The organism is Streptomyces hokutonensis (assembly GCF_000376565.1).
GTDB lineage: Bacteria > Actinomycetota > Actinomycetes > Streptomycetales > Streptomycetaceae > Streptomyces > Streptomyces hokutonensis.
Genome location: NZ_BARG01000046.1, coordinates 126,473 through 143,561 on the forward strand (window position 1 = coordinate 126,473; position 17,089 = coordinate 143,561).

The following is a 17,089-nucleotide window of genomic DNA, read 5'->3' on the forward strand; positions in this document are numbered from 1 at the left end:
CCGCTCGGCCTCAGACGGTTCCCTTGTAGACGTCGTAGACGTCCAACCGCCCGCACATCCCGAACTTCCCGTACGCCGAAGGCTGTTCGGCCCGTACGGCGGCGTCGGCGAGGTGGGAGACGTCGCCCCGGTCGAGCCGGTCGAGCTGCTCCCCCGTGGCCGCGGCGGCGGCCCGCGCACCACGCTCCCAGCGCTCGCGCCACTCCACGAGCCGGGGCCGTACCAGCGCGGCGGCGGCCCGGTGGAACGCAGCAAGCGCTTCCGGTCCGTCGGCGGAGCGCAGCGCCTCGTAGCCCTCCAGGGCGAGGTCGCGGCGGGCCCGGGCGACCCGTTCCTGTTCGGCCTCGGGCGCGTCGGCCGGGATGACGGTGACGGCGGCGTACGTCTCCGGGTCGGTGAGGTACTGCGGGGGCAGGGTGAGCACCGCGTCGCCCGCCTCGGGGAGCCCGCTGTTCTGCATGAGGACGGTGATGCGCAGCTCGCCCTCGTTGACGAGCCGGTGGATGGTCCCGGGCGTGAACCAGGCGACCGTTCCGGCCGCGAGCGGTGTGACCTCGTACCCGGTCGCCGTGAGCGTCTGCACCGCACCCCGCCCGCCGGTGACGACGTACCCCTCCGAACAGGTCAGGTGCATATGGGGAGTTCCGCCGCACACCCCGCCGTCGACCTCGGCCGGCCAGTCGTAGACGGACAGGTGCGAGACGGCGACCCCGCCCGGCAGTCCGCCGAAACCCTGCGCGCTCACCACGGCCGCGCCTCCAGGTACTTGGCGATCTCCTCCCGTTCCCATGCACCGTCGGCGACGACGACCCGGTAGCGCCGGGTGAGCGTGTCGCCGGGATCGAGCACCAGCTCGTCGTAGAAGGCGTAGGAGGGGGCGATTCCCGCGAACGGCTCGTTGCGTACGAACCAGTGGTCGGGGTGAGTGCCCTCGGCGCCGGTGTGATCGTTCTCAGGGGCGTGCGCGAAGACGATCGTCGCGTGGCCGTCGGTGCCGTCGTGCTCTCCGGAGACGGCGAGCCAGGGGCCCTGGGAGCCCATCAGCCCGGGGCCCTCGCCGTCGGGGCCGATGATGCGGCCGTCGCGGAAGGCGCGCGGGCCGCGCCAGAACAGGCCCGTGTAGCCGGCCGCCTCGCGTCCGTGGGTGGTCGGGCTGCCGAACAGCAGCGGCTCGTCGCGGCGGTTGGTCACGGCGCTCGTCCAGGTCAGCGCCCAGGAGCCCGACTCCGTGTCGACGTCGTGCACCTCGATCCGGCGCTGTTCGTCGGCCCAGAGCTCGCCGCTGTACGGGTGCCAGGTGAGCCGTTCGGCGATGACCAGACGGTCCTCGTCGGCGTCGATCTCGTCGAAGGCGACGTGGGCCATCGAGCCGACCCGCTCCGGTAGTTCGAGATACCCCTCGCCGTGGACGTATGTGTTGCCGCCCCACAGGTTCTGGCCCGAGAGATGCGAGGCGGTGAACTGCAGGCCCTTGTGCCAGCGGTGGTCGTTGGGCCGGTAGTCCGTGACGATGTCGCCGGCCAGGGTCCGGATCGGGTGGAGGTACGGCTTCGGCGCCTCCCAGGCCGCCTCGGGCCGGTAGACGTAGCTGAACAGCTCGACGCCGGTGGCCGGTTCGGTGACCGTGATGCGGTCGCCGTGGGCGTGGACGATACGCAGGCCGGTCATGCCGACACCTCCTCGCGCGCCACGGGCGCCCAGCCGGGGGCGCCGCCGTGCAGCGCCGTGTAATAGGGGTCACCGGGGCCGATCTCGCCGGCCCGTACGGTCGTGTCCGTGAACGCCGACTTGTACAGCGCGGTGATCAGCTCCAGGCTGGTGCGCCCGTCGGTGCCGCTGCTGCGCGGCCGTTCGCCGGCCCGCATGCTGACGACGAGTTCCCGCAGCTGCTCCAGGTGCGAACTCGGTACGTCGGGACCGAAGTTCTGCCAGGCGGCGGCCTCGTCGCCCGAGACGTCCGGGGCGGGGGTGATGCGCCAGTTGTCGTTGCTGTGGCCGTAGAGGTGGGTGAGTTCGACGGTGGCGCGCTCGCAGTCGATGCGGATGCGGCTGACCTCGTCGGGGCTCAGGACGCTGTTGACGACGGTCGCCATCGCGCCGTTCGCGAAGCGGACCAGGGCGGTCGAGACGTCCTCGGTCTCCACGTCGTGGACCAGCCGCCCGGCCATGGCCTTGACCTCGCTCCACGGCCCGAGCAGATCGAGCAGCAGGTCCATCTGGTGGATGCCGTGTCCCATGGCGGGACCGCCGCCCTCGGTCGCCCAGCGTCCGCGCCAGGGCACCGCGTAGTAGGCGGTGTCGCGGTACCAGGTGGTCTGGCAGTGCGCCACGAGCGGCCGCCCCATGGCCTGCTCGGCGAGCAGCCTGCGCACATGCCGGGTGCCCGAGCCGAAGCGGTGCTGGAAGACGATCGAGGCGTACGGCCCCCCGTCCTTCCCTTCCTCGTCCTCCACGGCGTCGAAGTCGGCCAGCGTGGGCACCGGCGGCTTCTCGCACCACACCCAGGCGCCGGCCCGCAGCGCGGCGACGGTCTGCGCGCGGTGCAGGGTGGGCGGGGTGCAGATGGTCACGAGATCGGGCCGCTGTTCCCGGAGCATCTGCTCCAGGTCGGTGTAGGCGTGCGGGATCCCGGCCTCGGCGCAGAAGGACTCGACCGCGGTGGCATCGATGTCAACGGCCGCGACGACCTCGGTCTCGCCCGCCTCGGCGAGCCGGGCGAGCGCGGGGAAATGGGAGCCGCGGCCGATGGCACCGGCGCCGACCACGGCTGCCCTGATGCGTCGGCCGGTCAGCGGCGGCAAGGGCTGGAACGCCCCGGGGTTGGTGGCGGGTGTGGACATGGGCGTGATCAGCACTCCTCCGGAGACAGCGAGCGCGTCCAGCAAGCGCTTTCCTCCGCTGCAACGTATGCGCCGCCCCCGCGCCTGGTCAACACCGCACACCCGGAGTCGCCCGACCGCCCGCGAAACCCCCGTGTCCGGCCTGTCACACCGGGACGCTACGCTGCCCCTCACACACACTCGATCACCGTGCGCGGCGTTTTGGTGTGTCCTTTACTCCTCCGCGAGCAGCACTTGGACGCCGTAACTCCATGTCTTGGTTTGAATCCCTCGTCCTCGGACTCGTCCAGGGGCTGACCGAGTTCCTGCCCGTGTCGTCCAGCGCGCATCTCCGGCTGACGGCGGCCTTCTCCGGCTGGAAGGACCCGGGTGCGGCCTTCACGGCGATCACCCAGCTCGGTACGGAGGCGGCGGTGCTGATCTACTTCCGCCAGGATGTGGGGCGGATTCTCGCCGCGTGGTTCCGGTCGCTCACGAACAAGGAGATGCGGCGCGACCACGACGCCCAGATGGGCTGGCTGGTGATCGTCGGCTCCATTCCGATCGGCGTGCTCGGGGTCACGCTCAAGGACCAGATCGAGGGGCCGTTCCGGGATCTGCGGATCACCGCGACCATGCTCATCGTGGTGGGCATCGTCATCGGCGTCGCCGACCGCCTCGCGGCCCGCGACGAGACGGGTGGCCGGCACCGGGCACCCAAGCAGCGCAAGACACTGGTGGACCTGAACGCCAAGGACGGCCTGTTGTACGGCCTCTGCCAGGCGATGGCGCTGGTCCCCGGCGTCTCCCGCTCGGGCGCGACCATCAGCGGCGGCCTGTTCATGGGCTACACCCGTGAGGCGGCGGCCCGTTACTCCTTCCTCCTCGCCATGCCGGCCGTACTGGCCTCGGGCGCCTTCGAGTTGAAGGACGCGGCCGAGGAGGGACACATCGCGTGGGGGCCGACGATGTTCGCGACGGTGATCGCGTTCGCGGTCGGATACGCGGTCATCGCCTGGTTCATGAAGTTCATCTCGCACAAGAGCTTCATGCCGTTCGTCTGGTACCGCATCGCCCTCGGCATCGTCATCATCGCGCTGGTCACGGCGGGCGCGCTGAGCCCGCACGCGGCGGAGTCGGCGGGCTGAACTACCCCTCGGGCAGGGCGAGGGCCCAGGGCTCGGGGGCGATCCCGACGCCGTTCGCGACGTAGGCGATCGTGCGGTACCACCCGGCCAGTACGAGGAGTTCGAGCGCCTCGGGCTCGTCGAGGTGCTCCCGCAGGCCGGACCAGACGGGATCGCTCAGCCGTGCGCCGGCGTCGAGTTCGTCGACGGCCAGGAGCAGCGCGGACTGCCGTGGCGACCAGGCCGGCTCGTCCGGGGTGCCGGTCGCGGTCAACGCGACCTGTTCCGGGGTGAGTTGGGCGGCTTCGGCGTACGCCGCCACGTGGACGCCCCACTCGTAGGCGCAGCCGGCGCGGGCACAGACGCGGGCGATCACGAGTTCGCGGTCGGCGGTGCCCAGACGGCCGTGGACGAGGAGTCCGGCGCCCAACGCCCGCATGCGGGAGGCGAGTTCGGGGTGACGTTCGAGGACCTTGAAGAGCATGAGGGGTTCGTGGGCGACACCGGGCGGCATCCAGCGGCGCAGGGCGCGGTCGGTGTCGGGGGTGTAGGGCGGGGTGACTCCTTCGATGCGCTGCTTCATGTCCACCGACTCTTGCGCTTCTGAAATCGAAGCGCAAGAGTGAGTCGGGAGATCGCCACGAGTCGTACGGGGAGGTCCTGTTGGAACCGACTCCGCTGCCTGGTCGCCCCGTGCGCGGGTCGGACACCGGGCGTCCCGTCATGGCCGCGCTCGATCTCCTCGGCCGCCGCTGGACCCTCCGCGTGATCTGGGAACTCCACCGGCAGGGCACCCCGATCGGCTTCCGCGAACTGCGCCGCCGCTGCGACGACATGTCCTCCAGCGTCCTCTCCACCCGCCTCACGGAGCTGCGCGAGGCGGACATCGCGGAACAGACGCCCGACGGGGCCTGGCAGTTGACCCCGCTCGGCACGGACCTGGTGACGGCGATGGCGCCGTTGCTGGACTGGTCGCGGGTGTGGGCCGAGCGGCGAGAGAGGGCCGACTAATGCCGCTGACCCAGCAGTTCGCCCGTGTGACGTCCGAGTACCTCGACCGCTGCCGCGCTTCGGCGCTCGCCGCGTCCGACGCGTCTCCGGGCTGGGACCCGCCGGACGCCTGCCTGCTCGACACGGACTGGGCGATATGGGGCCTCATCCATTACTGCCGCTCGACCGGCGCCGACCCGCAGGTGATCGCGCTGCTCGACCGCGCCGTCACGGGCGACCCCGACGGGGATGTGGATTTCCTGAACCACGAGAAGATCTACGACGGTTTCGGCCACCCGCCCCGCCTGCTCACCCCGACCGCCGTCACCGACATCGCCGCCGCGCTGGACCGCGTCCGACTCGACGACCTCCTCTCGGAGTTGCCGACGTCAACCGAAGAGGCGGCCACCGCCTGCGGGTTCGGTGCCGGGTTCGACGGCGACGTGCGGGGCCATCTGACCGAACACTTCGTCGCCATGCGGGAGTTCTACCGAGCTGCCGCACACCACGCGCAGTGCGTCGTCACCTGGGTCGACTGAACGCCCGCACCGCGCCCGTGACCAACCCCATACGGTCTGAGTAGCCGTCCGGTAGCGCAGTGTCAGTCCTTGCCCCTAGGCTGTTGCGCATGTCCCCCGATTCCGTGACCCCTGGTTCCGTGCGGTCTGCTTACGAGGTGAACGAGCAGATCCGGGCTCTCTGGCTGCGCGCGGGCGGATCGCTCTCCACTCAAGAGCGGGAGGAATACGAGCTGTTGGTGGTCGAGTGGGCCGCGGCGATACGCGACGAGGTCATCGAGGCCGCCTGAGCGGTGGGCGGCCACACCCGATCGCGAACCTCACCGTCCGCCCGACACCCGCAGCACCGTACCCGTCGTGTACGACGCGTCCGGTGACATCAGCCAGGCGATGGCCGCGGCGATCTCCTCTGGCTGCCCGGGGCGGCGCAGCGGAATCGACGCAGACACGCGTTGCGCGCGGTCCGGGTCGCCCATTCTCGCGTGGATCTCGGTGTCGACGATGCCGGGCGCGACCGCGTTGACGCGGATGCCGTCGGGGCCGAGTTCCTTGGCCAGGCCCAGGGTGAGGGTGTCGACGGCGGCCTTCGTCGCGGCGTAGTGGACGTAGTCCCCGGGGCTGCCGAGCGTGGCGGCGGACGACGACACGTTCACGATCACGCCGTTGCCCCGGGCCGTCATGGTCTGCGCGGCGCGGCGTGAACACAGCAGTGTGCCCAGCAGGTTGACCTCGACGACCCGGCGCAGGTCCGCGGTGTCGACGTCTGCGAGCCGGCCGAACGGTCCGGTCACCCCGGCGTTGTTCACCAGCCCGGTGACCGGCCCGAGTTGTCGCTCCGCCGAGGTGAACAGCCGCTCCACGTCCGCCTCCACGGAGGTGTCCGCGCCGACGCACACGGCCCGTACCCCGGACTGCCTTGCCCTGTCCGCCACTTGCTCGGCCGCCTTCGCGTCCCGGAGGTATCCCACGACCACGTCGTGTCCGTCCTCCGCGAGCCGCAGACAGGTCGCGGCGCCGATCCCCCGGCTGCCTCCCGTGACGACCGTGACGAGACGCTTCACGCATACCCCCTCCAGGCTTCCCCTCAAGCTTCCCTGCATGGGAGAAGCCGACCGCGCTCGCCCTCGAAAGCGCACGCCTGTCCGAACACCACCGAATGTTCCCCACGTTGTCCCCCCGTACCCCTTGGCTCGGCACACGGAGTGACCAACACTTGGCCGATGACGCAGCGTGTGGAACTGGCGATCGTGATGGACCGGCTGGCCGTGGACGAACTGATCACCGAGTACGCGGTGGCGGTGGACGACGGCGACTGGGAGGCGTACCGGAAACTGTTCGCGCCGAACGGACGGGCCGACTACCGGTCCGCCGGAGGCATCGAGGGGAACGCGGAGGAGATCGCCGGGTGGCTCGCCGAGAGCATGCGGCTGTTCCCGATGCGGCAGCATCTGATCGTGAACCGGCGCATCCGTTTCGGCGCCCTGGACCAGAACACCGACGACACCGCGCGCGTCCAGGCCGACTACGTGAATCCGATGCGCTTCGCCAAGGAGGACGCCGACGACACGTCCACCGCGCCGGACTTCGTGTGCGGCGGGCGCTATCAGTTCGGGCTGTTGCGGACGTACGACGGCTGGCGGCTGACCGAGGTCGTCGTGGCGGAGAAGTGGCGGCGCCTTCCCGAGCGGCGCCCGGAGGCCGTGATCAACTGAGTCGATGGGGTCGATCGAGGTGACTGGCGCGACGTCCTCTGTGCGAGATCGTCCGTGGCGCGCACACTGGAGCGATCAGCGGGTAGGGAGGTGCCGTATGAAGACCTTCGGCGACTGGCTCGCCTCCCCATGGCGGCGTTCGCTGCTCGCAGCGCTCGCGGGAGCGCTGCCCGTGTTCGCGTTCCCTGCGCCGTCGTGGTGGTGGTTCGCCTACGTCGCGCTGGTCCCCTGGATCCTGCTGACCCGCTCGGCACCGACCCCACGCCGGGCGGTCTACGACGGCTGGTTCGGCGGGCTCGGGTTCATGCTGGCCGTGCACAGCTGGCTGGTGCCGAGCCTGAGCGTGTTCATCGTGGTCATCGCGGGGCTGCTGGGCGTGCTGTGGGCACCGTGGGGCTGGCTGGTGCGCCGCTTCCTGGGCGGCGTGCCGACGCCTCGGCGGGGCGCCGCCGCGCTGCTGGTCCTGCCCTCGGGCTGGCTGATGGTCGAACTGGTGCGGTCCTGGCAGGGGTTGGGCGGCCCCTGGGGTCTGCTCGGCTCCACCCAGTGGCAGGTGGAACCGGCGTTGCGGCTCGCCTCGGTCGGCGGGGTGTGGCTGCTGAGCTTCCTGGTGGTGGCCGTGAATGTGGCGGTCGCCGTGCTGGTCGCGGTCCGCGAGGTGCGGGTTCCGGCGGTCGCCGGGCTCGTCGCCACCGCCGCGGTGACCTCGGCGGCCTGGGTGTGGTCGCCGCGCCCCGACATCGACGGCCGGGTGCGGATCGCCGTCGTACAGCCCGGGATCATCGACGGCGACGCGAGCGGCGAGCGGCGCTTCGACCGCGAGGAGCAGCTGACCCGCCAACTCGCCGGTCAGCACGTCGACCTGATCGCCTGGGGCGAGAGCAGCGTCGGCTTCGACCTCGGCAAGCGGCCCGATCTCGCCCGCCGTATCGCCGCTCTCTCCAAGGAGACCGGCGCCGACATCCTGGTCAATGTGGACGCCGAGCGCTCCGACAAGCCCGGCATCTACAAGAGCTCGGTCCTGGTCGGCCCGAAAGGGCTCACCGGAGATCGCTACGACAAGATGCGGCTGGTCCCCTTCGGGGAGTACATCCCGTTCCGCTCGCTGCTCGGCTGGGCCACCTCCGTCGGCAAGGCGGCGGGTGTCGACCGCAGGCACGGCACCGAGCAGGTCGTCATGAACGTGGGGCACGGGCTGCGCATCGGCCCGCTGATCTGCTTCGAGACCGCGTTCCCCGACATGAGCCGCCATCTCGCCCAGGACGGCGCCGACGTCCTCCTCGCCCAGTCGTCGACGTCCTCGTTCCAGAGCAGCTGGGCCCCCGAACAGCACGCCACGCTCGGCGCCCTGCGCGCCGCCGAGACCGGCCGCCCGATGGTCCACGCCACCCTGACCGGCGTCTCCGCCGTCTACGGCCCGAGCGGCGAACGGATCGGCCCCTGGCTCGGCACGGACTCGGACACGACTCAGGTCTACGACGTCCCGCTCGCCCACGGCATCACGCCGTACGTCCGCTACGGCGCCTGGCCGGTGGGCCTGGCCCTGCTGGTGCTCGCGGCCATGTGCGCCGGTGAGGGCGCGACGGCGTTCAGGCTGCGGCGGACCGCTCCACGACCGCTCGTACCACCCGCTCGCACAGCTCATGAGTCGCCAGCGCGTCCCGGGCGCTGAGCACCTTCCCGGCCCGTACGGCGTCCAGGAAGGCGAGTACGGCCTGCTCGATGCCGCGCTGCCTGGCCACCGGGACCCAGTCCCCGCGGCGCCGTACGGTCGGCTGGCCCTTGTGGTCGACGACCTCGGCGAGGTTGACGACCTGGCGCTTGGTGTCCTGGCCCGAGACCTCCAGGATCTCCTCCACCGAGCCGCTGAGCCGGTTCATCACCCCGAGCGCGGTGAAGCCGTCGCCGGAGAGCTGGAGCACGAGGTGGTGCAGCAGTCCGCCCTGGGTGCGGGCGCGCACCGTCACGTCGTCGACCGGCCCGGGCACCAGGAACCGCAGGGTGTCCACGATGTGGATGAAGTCGTCCAGGATCATCGCGCGGGGCTCCTCCGGGAGCCCGATCCGGTTCTTCTGCATGAGGATCAGTTCGCGCGGATGGTCGGCGCACTGCGCGTACCCGGGGGCGTAGCGGCGGTTGAAGCCGACCGCGAGCGACACGTTCCGCTCCTCCGCGAGCCGCACCAGGCGCTCGGAGTCGGCGAGTTGGTAGGCGAGCGGCTTGTCGACGTACGTCGGTACGCCCGCCGCCAGGAGCCTGGTGACGATCTCGGGGTGCGCGGTGGTGGGCGCGTGCACGAACGCGGCGTCGAGGTCCTGTGCGAGGAGTGCGTCGAGGTCCGTGTGGCGCCGGTCCGCCGGCAGGTGAAGGCTGTCGGCGACGCGGGTGAGCGTGGCGGGGGTGCGGGTCTCCAGATGCAGTTCGACGCCGGGCAGGGCACCGAGAACCGGCAGGTAGGCCTTCTGCGCGATGTCACCGAGTCCGATGCAGCCGACCTTCACGGAGCCTCCCTGGCGCTCGCCCAGCGGTACGTTCCCGGAAGCATACGGCGGGGCGATATCCGGTGGTGCGGGCGGACCGGGCGCGCGAGGATGCGGGCATGACGATCGAGCGCAGTGAACCTTCGACCACCGCCGACGAACGAACCATGCTGGAGGGCTGGCTGAACTACCACCGGAACACCCTCGCCTGGAAATGCAAGGGCCTGACCGACGAACAGCTGAGGGCCACGTCCGTGGAGCCCTCCACGCTGTCGCTCATGGGCCTGGTGCGGCACATGGCGGAGGTGGAGCGGGGCTGGTTCCGCAAGGTCATGGCCGACGAGCAGGCGGATCCGATCTACTACACCGAAGAGGACCCGGACGGCGATTTCCACACCTCCGGGACGGACACCTGGGCGGAGGCCCACGCGACCTGGCGGGCCGAGATCGCGGCGGCGGACGCGATCGCGGCCCGGTTCGCCCTCGACGACCACTCCCTCGGCAAGCACCGGCGCACCGGCGAGCGCTTCAACCTGCGCTGGATCTACACCCACATGATCGAGGAGTACGCGCGGCACAACGGTCACGCCGATCTGCTCCGGGAGCGGATCGACGGCAGCACCGGCGACTGACCGGCGTCACGTCACCCGGGGCGGGCGCGGGCCGTCCGTAAGGGGGCGGAGATCACCCGTGTGGGGCATCATCCGCCCGTCCGCTGTCCCAAACCGGGCCGGAACCAGCAGAGTTGCGCGGGTGCATCGAACGACGACCACCGCAACGCTCCTGGTCACCGTGGCTGTCTCGGCCCTGTCCGGCTGTGTGACCGTCCAGCGGCCACCGGCTCCCGCTCCCCCGGCCGCACCGTCCCAAGCGTCGGTGCCGCGCCCGGACGGCAGCGCGGAGCCGCAAGTCGTGCAGGCTCCGGCCCGGGAGGCGCTCGAACTCATCGACCCCTCGCACCGTCCGAAACCGGCCACTCATCCGCCGCACGACGCACCGGCTCCGCCCCCGCGGGCGGCGCAGGCACCGGTACCGGTCCCCCGCGCACACCCGCACCCCCGTCCCCACCCGCACACCAAGCCACGCCATTCCCGGCAGCCGAGCGCGGACATCCCGGACGTGGTCAAGTCGGTGCCCAAGAGCCAGTCGGACGTGTGCGCCCTGGGCAGGAAGTACGGCGGCTGGCAGTCGGACAGTCCGCAGTCGATCATCTGCGGTCAGACGTACGGGCGTTGAGGCCGACGGGAACGGATCGGCCGGACTCTAGGGCCGCTGTCTCGGCGGCCCCCAGTTCCCTTCCCCGGCCGCGCCGCCCTCCGTGTCGAGCCGCAGCTCCAGCCGGCCGATCGCGGCCCGCACCCCGTTGCCGTAGCCGTCGTCCGCGAGGACCGCGCAGGCGGCGCGGGCGCGGCGGAGGTGGGTGCGGGCGGCGTCCGGGCGGTCGAGCTTGATGTAGTCGGCGGCGAGGTTGAGATGCAGGGAGGGGTAGAAGCCGCGCACCGCGCCCGCCCCCTCCTGGCCGGTGTCCCCCGCCCACCGCCCGTCCGTCAGCTCGTCCGCCGCCGACAACGCCCTGAGATCCCAGGCGAGTTCGTCGCTCGGGTCGTCCTGGGTGTCGGCCAGGTAGTGGGCCAGCGTGCAGCGGTGCAGCGGGTCGCCGTCCTCACCGAGCTCCGCCCACAGGCCGAGCAGCCGCTCCCTGGCCTCCTCGCGGTCGCCGCCGTGGTGCAGCATGACGACCTGTCCGATCCGCGTCAGCAGGGCGTCCGGCGCCGCCTGGTCCTGTCGCTCCGCCACCGCGTCCTCCGCACCTCGTCGGCTGTCCTCGTCGACGCTAACCGGCGCCACTGGCAATCCCCGTCAGGCGGCCCCCGAACGGCCCGGTGGGGTCAGCCCAGGTTCGGGATGCGCCAGTCGATGGCGGTGTGGCCCTGCTTGGCCACGGCCTCGTCGATCTGGGTGAACGGGCGGGAGCCGAAGAACTTCTTGGCGGACAGCGGGGAGGGGTGCGCGCCCTTGACCACCACGTGCCGCTCCTCGTCGATCAGGGGGAGCTTCTTCTGCGCGTAGTTGCCCCACAGGACGAAGACCGCGGGGTCGGGGCGGTCGGCCACCGCGCGGATCACCGCGTCGGTGAACTTCTCCCAGCCCTTGCCCTTGTGGGAGTTGGCCTCGCCGGAGCGGACCGTGAGCACCGCGTTGAGCAGCAGGACGCCCTGCTGGGCCCACGGCATCAGATAGCCGTTGTCCGGGATCGGGAGGTCCAGCTCCTCCTTCATCTCCTTGTAGATGTTCCGCAGGGAGGGCGGGGTCTTCACTCCGGGGCGGACCGAGAAGCACAGGCCGTGTCCCTGGCCCTCGCCGTGGTACGGGTCCTGACCGAGGACCAGCACCTTCACCTGGTCGTACGGAGTCGCCTCCAGGGCGGCGAAGACCTCCTCGCGCGGCGGGTAGACCGGCCCCTTCGCCCGCTCCTCCTCGACGAACTCGGTCAGCTCCTTGAAGTAGGGCTGCTGAAGCTCGTCGCCCAGGACTCCGCGCCAGGACTCGGGGAGCATGGAGATGTCGGTCACGTCAACTTCCTTACCGTGTGCGGCGACTGCGATGCGGAGCGACCGCGCGAGTGCGGTCGCCTCCATGTCCCAGAACCTACAGGCGACCACTGACAACCGGTGCCGCGATCCGGTTCACCAGCTCGTCTTGCGGTACAGCTGCCACATCATCATGATCGTCGACGGGTCGAGGGCCTGTTCCCCGCCGGAGATGTCGTCGCTGGCGGCCACGTACTGCCGGCCCTGCCACAGCGGCAGCAGCCGGGTGTCGTCCACCAGGATCTGCTGCGCCTCCTCGAACTCCTTGACCACGTCGGCCCGGTCGGTCTCCTTGCGGGACTCGGGCAGCAGTACGTCGGTGATCTTCGGCGAGGGGTAGGGCGTGCCGAGCGCGTTCTGCTGTCCCACGAAGGGCGCGATGAAGTTCTCGGCGTCGGGGAAGTCCGGGAACCAGCCGCGCCCGAACACCGGGTACTCGCCCTTCTGGTAGCCCGTCACATAGGTCTTCCAGGGGCGGCTCTTCAGGGTGATGGTGAAGAGCCCGGAGGCGTCGAGCTGGCGCTTGAGTTCCTTGAACTCCAGGGCGGTCTCGGAGCCGTAGCGGTCGCTGGTGTACCAGAGGGTGAGCGGGACGGGGTCGGTGATGCCCGCGCGGGTGAGGATTTTCCGTGCCTTGGGGACGCTGGGGTCTCCGAAGTCGTCGAAGAAGGCGGTGGTGTGGCCGGTGAGGCCCTTCGGGACCATGGAGTAGAGGGGGTCCACGGTGTCGCGGTAGATCTTGTGGGTGATCGCCCCGCGGTCGACGACCTGGGCGACGGCCTTGCGGACGGCGGGGTTCCGGGCCCAGCGGTCCTTGGGGTTGAACACCAGGTAGTTGATGTCGGTGCCGGCGCCGTCGACCAGTTGCAGGTCCTTGGAGCGGCTCCCCTGGAGGGTGACGATGTCGTCGGCGGCGAGGCCGCGGTAGGTGACGTCGATCTTCTGGTCCCGCAGCGCCTTGACCATGGTGCCCGAGTCCTGGAAGTAGCGGATCGTCACCGCGCTGTTCTCCCGCTTGGCGAAGCCCTTGTAGCGGTCGTTGCGGACGAGTTGGGCCTCCTTGCCGTCGTCGTAGGACTTCAGGGTGTACGGCCCGGAGCCGAAGACCTTGTCGTCCTTGCGGAGGGAGTGCGCGGGGTAGTCGTCGGGGTCGACGATCGACATGGCCGGGGTGGCGAGCACGAACGGGAAGGTGGCGTCGGGCTTGTTGAGGTGGAAGAGGACCTCGCGGTCACCGGTGGCCTGGACGCGGTCGAGGCTGCCCAGCAGGCCCGCCGGACCGCTCGGCGCGTTGATCTGCCTGATGCGGTCGATGGAGTGCTTGACGGCCTGGGCGTCGAGGGTGTCCCCGTCGGCGAACTTCATGCCCGCGCGCAGTTCGCAGCGGTACGTCGTGTTCGAACCGTCCGTGAAACCGCAGCTCTTGGCGGCGTCCGGCTCGGGTGTGGTCGCGCCGGTCGGGTAGGCGAGGAGCGTCTGGTAGATGTTGCGGAAGAGTTCCCACGAACCGTCCCAGGAGGCGGCCGGGTCGAGCGTGCTGGGGGCGCTGGTGGTGCCGACGACGATGGGTCCCCCGCCGTCCGGATTTCCGTCCGAGAACACCCCGCATCCGGCCACCAGGGATATCGACGTCATCGCCGCGGCTCTCCGCAGGCCTCGGTTCCGGTTGAACACGCGCACGCTCCTCGATCCGCCATACCAAGGGTCGGCAGACCATACCGCAGTGCCCCGGCCGGTTGAGCAAGGTTCGGACGGGGCACTTGATCAGCGGTTTTATGACGACGTTGTCAGTCCGCTGTGCGCGTTTTCGTACCTCGACACGGGCGCCGGTTCCGTCAAGGGAACAGCAAAGAAACCGGCGCCCGGGTCGTCGGGTCAGGCCACTCCGGCGTTCAGGAGGATGCCGCCGTCGACGACGAGCGTCTGGCCGGTGATCCACTCGGACTGGTCCGACGTCAGGAACGCGGCGGCGCCGCCGATGTCGGACGGCACACCGAGCCGGGCCAGCGGGTAGGAGGCGGCGGCCTCCGCCTCACGGCCCTCGTACAGGGCGGCGGCGAACTTGGTCTTCACCACCGCCGGGGCGATGGAGTTGACCCGTACGCCGGGCGCGAACTCGTGCGCCAGCTGGAGCGTCAGGTTGACCATCGCGGCCTTGCTGACGCCGTACGCGCCGATGAACGGCGAGGCGGAGATCCCGGCGAGGGAGGCGATGTTGACGATGGCGCCGCCGTGCTCCTTCTGCCAGGCGTGCCAGGTCTTCTGGGCGAAGCCGAGCGCGGAGATGACGTTGGTCTCGAAGACCTTGCGGGCGACGTTCAGGTCGAGGTCGGCGATCGGGCCGAACACCGGGTTCGTACCGGCGTTGTTGACCAGATAGTCGACGCGGCCGAAGGCCTCCATCGTGCGCTCGACCACGACGGCCTGGTGGGCCTCGTCGTGGGCCTTGCCGGCCACGCCGATGACGCGGTCGGCGCCGAGCGCCTCGACGGCCTCCTTGAGGGCGTCCTCGTTGCGGCCGGTGATGCAGACCCGGTCGCCGCGGGCGAGCAGCGCCTCGGCGACGCCGTAGCCGATGCCGCGGCTGGCGCCGGTGATGACGGCGACCTTGCCGGAGAGTTCAGGCAGTTCAGTCATTTCGCGTGTTCCCGTGTTCCCTAGTTGAGCGGTCCGCCGGCGACGTACAGGACCTGGCCGGAGACGAAGCCGGCCGCCTCGTTGGTGAAGAAGGCGACGGCGTTGGCGATGTCGTCGGGCTCGCCGACGCGCTGCACCGGGATCTGAGTGGCGGCGGCGGCCTTGAAGTCCTCGAAGCCCATGCCGACGCGGGCGGCGGTCGCGGCGGTCATGTCGGTGGCGATGAAGCCGGGGGCGACGGCGTTGGCCGTGATGCCGAACTTGCCGAGCTCGATGGCGAGGGTCTTGGTGAAACCCTGCAGACCGGCCTTGGCGGCGGAGTAGTTGGCCTGGCCGCGGTTGCCGAGGGCGGAGGACGAGGAGAGGTTGACGACCCGGCCGAAGCCCGCGTCGACCATGTGCTTCTGGACGGCCTTGGTCATCAGGAACGAGCCGCGCAGGTGCACGTTCAGGACGGTGTCCCAGTCGGAGACGCTCATCTTGAAGAGCAGGTTGTCGCGGAGCACGCCCGCGTTGTTGACCAGGATCGTCGGCGCGCCCAGCTCCGCGACGATGCGCGCGACGGCTGCCTCGACCTGCGCCTCGTCGGAGACGTCGGCGCCGACCGCGAGGGCCTTGCCGCCGGCCGCGGTGATCTTCTCCACGGTGTCCTTGCAGGCGGCCTCGTCGAGGTCGATCACGGCGACCGCACGGCCCTCGGCCGCGAGGCGTACGGCGGTGGCGGCGCCGATGCCCCGCGCCCCGCCGGTGACAATCGCGACCCGCTGCTCAGTGGTGGACATTGCTGGCTCTCCTCGCCCTTGAGAATCTCTCGCCCTGGAAATCTGCGGCCCGCCGGTGAGCGACCGCTTAGTACCTTCGGCAGACGTGACGCTAGAAGCCCTGGCACTCGGTGTCAACGCCACATGAGCCGGGTGTGATTCATTACCTCACCAGCAGGTCGAGCAGGCGCTCCGTCTCGGCCGCCGGATCGACGGTGAGACCGGTGTGCACGGGCCCGGGCTGCACGACGGTGGACCGGGGCGCGATCAGCCAGCGGAACCGCCGCCCGGCATCGTCCCGCGCCGCCTGACCGGCCGCGTCACCACCGGCGCACACGCCTTCCACGGCACCGAGCGCGGCCCTGATCCCGGCCACATCGGCCTCCGGGTCGAGGGCGAGCAACCTTGCTTCGTCCAGATGGGTGCGGGCGCCGACGTAGGACCGGGCGCGGCAGTAGACGAGGACTCCGGCGTTGATGCATTCGCCGCGTTCCACGCGCGGTACGACGCGCAGCAGGGCGTACTCGAAGACGTCCCGTTCGTTGGCCTCGCTGGGCCGGATGATGTGGCGCTCGGTCACTGGAGTCCCTTGATGCGCTCGTGGATGAAGGGCACGCGCGCGAGGAGGGGCGCCGCGTACGCCTCACGGAGGAGGTCCGGGGTGTCGAAGCCGGGTTCGCCGGTCAGCCAGGCGTCGGGGATCTCGGCGGTGACCTCGGCGAGGAGTTCCCCGGTGACCTTCGGTGCCAGGTCGGCGGCGGCGGTCGCGAGGTCGGGTGCGAAGCGGGCGAGGGCGTGGTCCGCGGCGTCGTAGGGGCGGGCCGCCGATGCCTCCGCGCCGGGCCAGTTGTGGTGCCAGATCATGGTGGCGCCGTGGTCGATGAGCCACAGGTCGCCGTGCCACATCAGCAGGTTGGGGTTGCGCCAGGAGCGGTCGACGTTGTTGACGAGCGCGTCGAACCAGACGATCCGGCCCGCCTCCTCGGCACTCACCGTGAAGGCCAGCGGGTCGAAGCCGAGGGCTCCGGAGAGGAAGTCCATGCCGAGGTTGGCGCCGCCGCTGGACCTCAGCAACTCCTGTACCTGCTGGTCGGGTTCGCCGAGCCCGAGCACCGGGTCGAGGTCGAGGGTCACCAGCCGTGGCACCCGGAAGCCCAGCCGCCGGGCCAGCTCCCCCACCACGACCTCGGCGACGAGCGTCTTGCGGCCCTGCCCGGCGCCGCTGAACTTCATGACGTACGGCGCGAAGTCGTCGCCCTCGACGAGCCCCGGCAGCGAGCCGCCCTCGCGCAGGGGCGTGATGTAGCGGGTCGCGATGACTTCCTTGAGCACTTTCCGAGACTCCCTGGCCTTGCCGTCCACAACCGCTTCGGACGCGCCTTTGGCACGGAGTCAGCATTCTATGAGGAGTGGGGGGCGCCCGCTCTCACCAGGGCCGGGACAGCCGGCGCCCC

Annotated in this window: 21 protein-coding genes; 8 read left to right on the forward strand and 13 right to left on the reverse strand. The window is 70.6% G+C overall.

The features are described from left to right. Positions 1–10: 10 nt before the first annotated feature. The 3 genes from SSP08S_RS28480 to SSP08S_RS28490 are packed head-to-tail and all read right to left on the reverse strand — an operon-like array spanning position 11 to position 2,840. Entirely contained in the window at positions 11–748 is a 738-nt protein-coding gene (locus tag SSP08S_RS28480; protein ID WP_019071049.1) for a cupin domain-containing protein, read from the reverse strand. After that, on the reverse strand, positions 742–1,668 hold the full coding sequence (locus SSP08S_RS28485; protein ID WP_019071050.1) for a DUF6807 domain-containing protein: 927 nt from the start codon (positions 1,666–1,668) through the stop codon (positions 742–744). The genes SSP08S_RS28480 and SSP08S_RS28485 overlap by 7 nt, the downstream gene beginning before the upstream one ends. Next, positions 1,665–2,840 carry a Gfo/Idh/MocA family protein gene (locus tag SSP08S_RS28490; protein WP_174479417.1) on the reverse strand — a complete coding sequence of 392 codons (1,176 nt, stop codon included), beginning with the start codon at positions 2,838–2,840 and terminating at the stop codon, positions 1,665–1,667. Before SSP08S_RS28490 ends, SSP08S_RS28485 begins: the two co-directional genes overlap by 4 nt. 251 nt (positions 2,841–3,091) lie before the next feature. Here SSP08S_RS28490 and SSP08S_RS28495 point away from each other — a divergent pair, with 251 nt between their 5' ends. Further along, positions 3,092–3,967 carry an undecaprenyl-diphosphate phosphatase gene (locus SSP08S_RS28495; protein ID WP_019071052.1) on the forward strand — a complete coding sequence of 292 codons (876 nt, stop codon included), beginning with the start codon at positions 3,092–3,094 and terminating at the stop codon, positions 3,965–3,967. Between the two features lies 1 nt (position 3,968). Here SSP08S_RS28495 and SSP08S_RS28500 read toward each other — a convergent pair whose 3' ends face one another. Beyond that, a complete protein-coding gene (locus SSP08S_RS28500; protein WP_019071053.1) occupies positions 3,969–4,529 on the reverse strand; it encodes a carboxymuconolactone decarboxylase family protein in 561 nt (186 codons plus the stop codon). A gap of 140 nt (positions 4,530–4,669) precedes the next feature. Between SSP08S_RS28500 and SSP08S_RS28505 the strand changes: the two genes are divergently transcribed. From SSP08S_RS28505 to SSP08S_RS28515, 3 genes are all read left to right on the forward strand, one after another. Then, a complete protein-coding gene (locus SSP08S_RS28505) occupies positions 4,670–4,957 on the forward strand; it encodes a winged helix-turn-helix transcriptional regulator (protein ID WP_078532551.1) in 288 nt (95 codons plus the stop codon). Then, entirely contained in the window at positions 4,957–5,475 is a 519-nt protein-coding gene (locus tag SSP08S_RS28510; protein WP_019071055.1) for a DUF1877 family protein, read from the forward strand. The genes SSP08S_RS28505 and SSP08S_RS28510 overlap by 1 nt, the downstream gene beginning before the upstream one ends. 89 nt (positions 5,476–5,564) lie before the next feature. Continuing rightward, positions 5,565–5,744 carry a hypothetical protein gene (locus tag SSP08S_RS28515; protein WP_026178900.1) on the forward strand — a complete coding sequence of 60 codons (180 nt, stop codon included), beginning with the start codon at positions 5,565–5,567 and terminating at the stop codon, positions 5,742–5,744. Between the two features lie 30 nt (positions 5,745–5,774). On the opposite strand, the gene SSP08S_RS28520 is transcribed toward SSP08S_RS28515, so the two are convergent. Continuing rightward, complete coding sequence (locus tag SSP08S_RS28520; protein ID WP_019071057.1) at positions 5,775–6,515, reverse strand: SDR family NAD(P)-dependent oxidoreductase; 741 nt, start codon at positions 6,513–6,515, stop codon at positions 5,775–5,777. 159 nt (positions 6,516–6,674) lie between these two features. Here SSP08S_RS28520 and SSP08S_RS28525 point away from each other — a divergent pair, with 159 nt between their 5' ends. Together SSP08S_RS28525 and lnt are read left to right on the forward strand one after the other, a co-directional pair. Then, positions 6,675–7,166: a nuclear transport factor 2 family protein gene (locus tag SSP08S_RS28525; RefSeq protein ID WP_019071058.1), complete on the forward strand. Its 492-nt coding sequence runs from the start codon at positions 6,675–6,677 to the stop codon at positions 7,164–7,166. A 97-nt stretch (positions 7,167–7,263) separates the two neighbouring features. Beyond that, positions 7,264–8,838: an apolipoprotein N-acyltransferase gene (lnt, locus tag SSP08S_RS28530; RefSeq protein ID WP_019071059.1), complete on the forward strand. Its 1,575-nt coding sequence runs from the start codon at positions 7,264–7,266 to the stop codon at positions 8,836–8,838. Here the strand turns inward: lnt and SSP08S_RS28535 are convergent. Further along, positions 8,756–9,667: a Gfo/Idh/MocA family protein gene (locus SSP08S_RS28535; RefSeq protein WP_019071060.1), complete on the reverse strand. Its 912-nt coding sequence runs from the start codon at positions 9,665–9,667 to the stop codon at positions 8,756–8,758. The genes lnt and SSP08S_RS28535 overlap by 83 nt on opposite strands. Before the next feature lie 98 nt (positions 9,668–9,765). Here SSP08S_RS28535 and SSP08S_RS28540 point away from each other — a divergent pair, with 98 nt between their 5' ends. Beyond that, positions 9,766–10,278: a DinB family protein gene (locus tag SSP08S_RS28540; RefSeq protein ID WP_019071061.1), complete on the forward strand. Its 513-nt coding sequence runs from the start codon at positions 9,766–9,768 to the stop codon at positions 10,276–10,278. Between the two features lie 121 nt (positions 10,279–10,399). Beyond that, positions 10,400–10,882 carry a hypothetical protein gene (locus SSP08S_RS28545; protein WP_026178901.1) on the forward strand — a complete coding sequence of 161 codons (483 nt, stop codon included), beginning with the start codon at positions 10,400–10,402 and terminating at the stop codon, positions 10,880–10,882. Positions 10,883–10,909: 27 nt separating this feature from the next. On the opposite strand, the gene SSP08S_RS28550 is transcribed toward SSP08S_RS28545, so the two are convergent. From SSP08S_RS28550 to SSP08S_RS28580, 7 genes are all read right to left on the reverse strand, one after another. Continuing rightward, the gene (locus SSP08S_RS28550; protein ID WP_019071063.1) at positions 10,910–11,443 is read right to left on the reverse strand and encodes a hypothetical protein; all 534 of its coding nucleotides are present in this window, start codon (positions 11,441–11,443) and stop codon (positions 10,910–10,912) included. Positions 11,444–11,535: 92 nt separating this feature from the next. Next, positions 11,536–12,219 (reverse strand): uracil-DNA glycosylase, encoded by a 684-nt coding sequence (ung, locus tag SSP08S_RS28555; RefSeq protein WP_019071064.1) that lies wholly within the window; start codon positions 12,217–12,219, stop codon positions 11,536–11,538. A gap of 114 nt (positions 12,220–12,333) precedes the next feature. After that, on the reverse strand, positions 12,334–13,911 hold the full coding sequence (locus SSP08S_RS28560; protein ID WP_019071065.1) for an ABC transporter substrate-binding protein: 1,578 nt from the start codon (positions 13,909–13,911) through the stop codon (positions 12,334–12,336). 201 nt (positions 13,912–14,112) lie between these two features. Continuing rightward, positions 14,113–14,874 (reverse strand): SDR family oxidoreductase, encoded by a 762-nt coding sequence (locus tag SSP08S_RS28565; RefSeq protein WP_019071066.1) that lies wholly within the window; start codon positions 14,872–14,874, stop codon positions 14,113–14,115. Positions 14,875–14,894: 20 nt separating this feature from the next. Continuing rightward, positions 14,895–15,656: a 3-oxoacyl-ACP reductase FabG gene (fabG, locus tag SSP08S_RS28570; protein ID WP_019071067.1), complete on the reverse strand. Its 762-nt coding sequence runs from the start codon at positions 15,654–15,656 to the stop codon at positions 14,895–14,897. A gap of 142 nt (positions 15,657–15,798) precedes the next feature. Then, positions 15,799–16,215 (reverse strand): DUF3037 domain-containing protein, encoded by a 417-nt coding sequence (locus tag SSP08S_RS28575; protein ID WP_019071068.1) that lies wholly within the window; start codon positions 16,213–16,215, stop codon positions 15,799–15,801. Next, positions 16,212–16,967, reverse strand: coding sequence for a HipA family kinase (locus SSP08S_RS28580; protein WP_019071069.1), 756 nt, complete (start codon positions 16,965–16,967; stop codon positions 16,212–16,214). The genes SSP08S_RS28575 and SSP08S_RS28580 overlap by 4 nt, the downstream gene beginning before the upstream one ends. Between the last annotated feature and the right edge of the window lie 122 nt (positions 16,968–17,089).

Coding starts and splice junctions, on each gene's coding strand:
- SSP08S_RS28485 (WP_019071050.1), bottom strand. CDS start 1,668: ATGACCGGCCTGCGTATCGTCCACGCCCACGGCGACCGCATCACGGTC.
- SSP08S_RS28490 (WP_174479417.1), bottom strand. CDS start 2,840: ATGTCCACACCCGCCACCAACCCCGGGGCGTTCCAGCCCTTGCCGCCG.
- SSP08S_RS28495 (WP_019071052.1), top strand. CDS start 3,092: ATGTCTTGGTTTGAATCCCTCGTCCTCGGACTCGTCCAGGGGCTGACC.
- SSP08S_RS28500 (WP_019071053.1), bottom strand. CDS start 4,529: ATGAAGCAGCGCATCGAAGGAGTCACCCCGCCCTACACCCCCGACACC.
- SSP08S_RS28505 (WP_078532551.1), top strand. CDS start 4,670: ATGGCCGCGCTCGATCTCCTCGGCCGCCGCTGGACCCTCCGCGTGATC.
- SSP08S_RS28510 (WP_019071055.1), top strand. CDS start 4,957: ATGCCGCTGACCCAGCAGTTCGCCCGTGTGACGTCCGAGTACCTCGAC.
- SSP08S_RS28515 (WP_026178900.1), top strand. CDS start 5,565: ATGTCCCCCGATTCCGTGACCCCTGGTTCCGTGCGGTCTGCTTACGAG.
- SSP08S_RS28525 (WP_019071058.1), top strand. CDS start 6,675: ATGACGCAGCGTGTGGAACTGGCGATCGTGATGGACCGGCTGGCCGTG.
- lnt (WP_019071059.1), top strand. CDS start 7,264: ATGAAGACCTTCGGCGACTGGCTCGCCTCCCCATGGCGGCGTTCGCTG.
- SSP08S_RS28540 (WP_019071061.1), top strand. CDS start 9,766: ATGACGATCGAGCGCAGTGAACCTTCGACCACCGCCGACGAACGAACC.
- SSP08S_RS28565 (WP_019071066.1), bottom strand. CDS start 14,874: ATGACTGAACTGCCTGAACTCTCCGGCAAGGTCGCCGTCATCACCGGC.
- fabG (WP_019071067.1), bottom strand. CDS start 15,656: ATGTCCACCACTGAGCAGCGGGTCGCGATTGTCACCGGCGGGGCGCGG.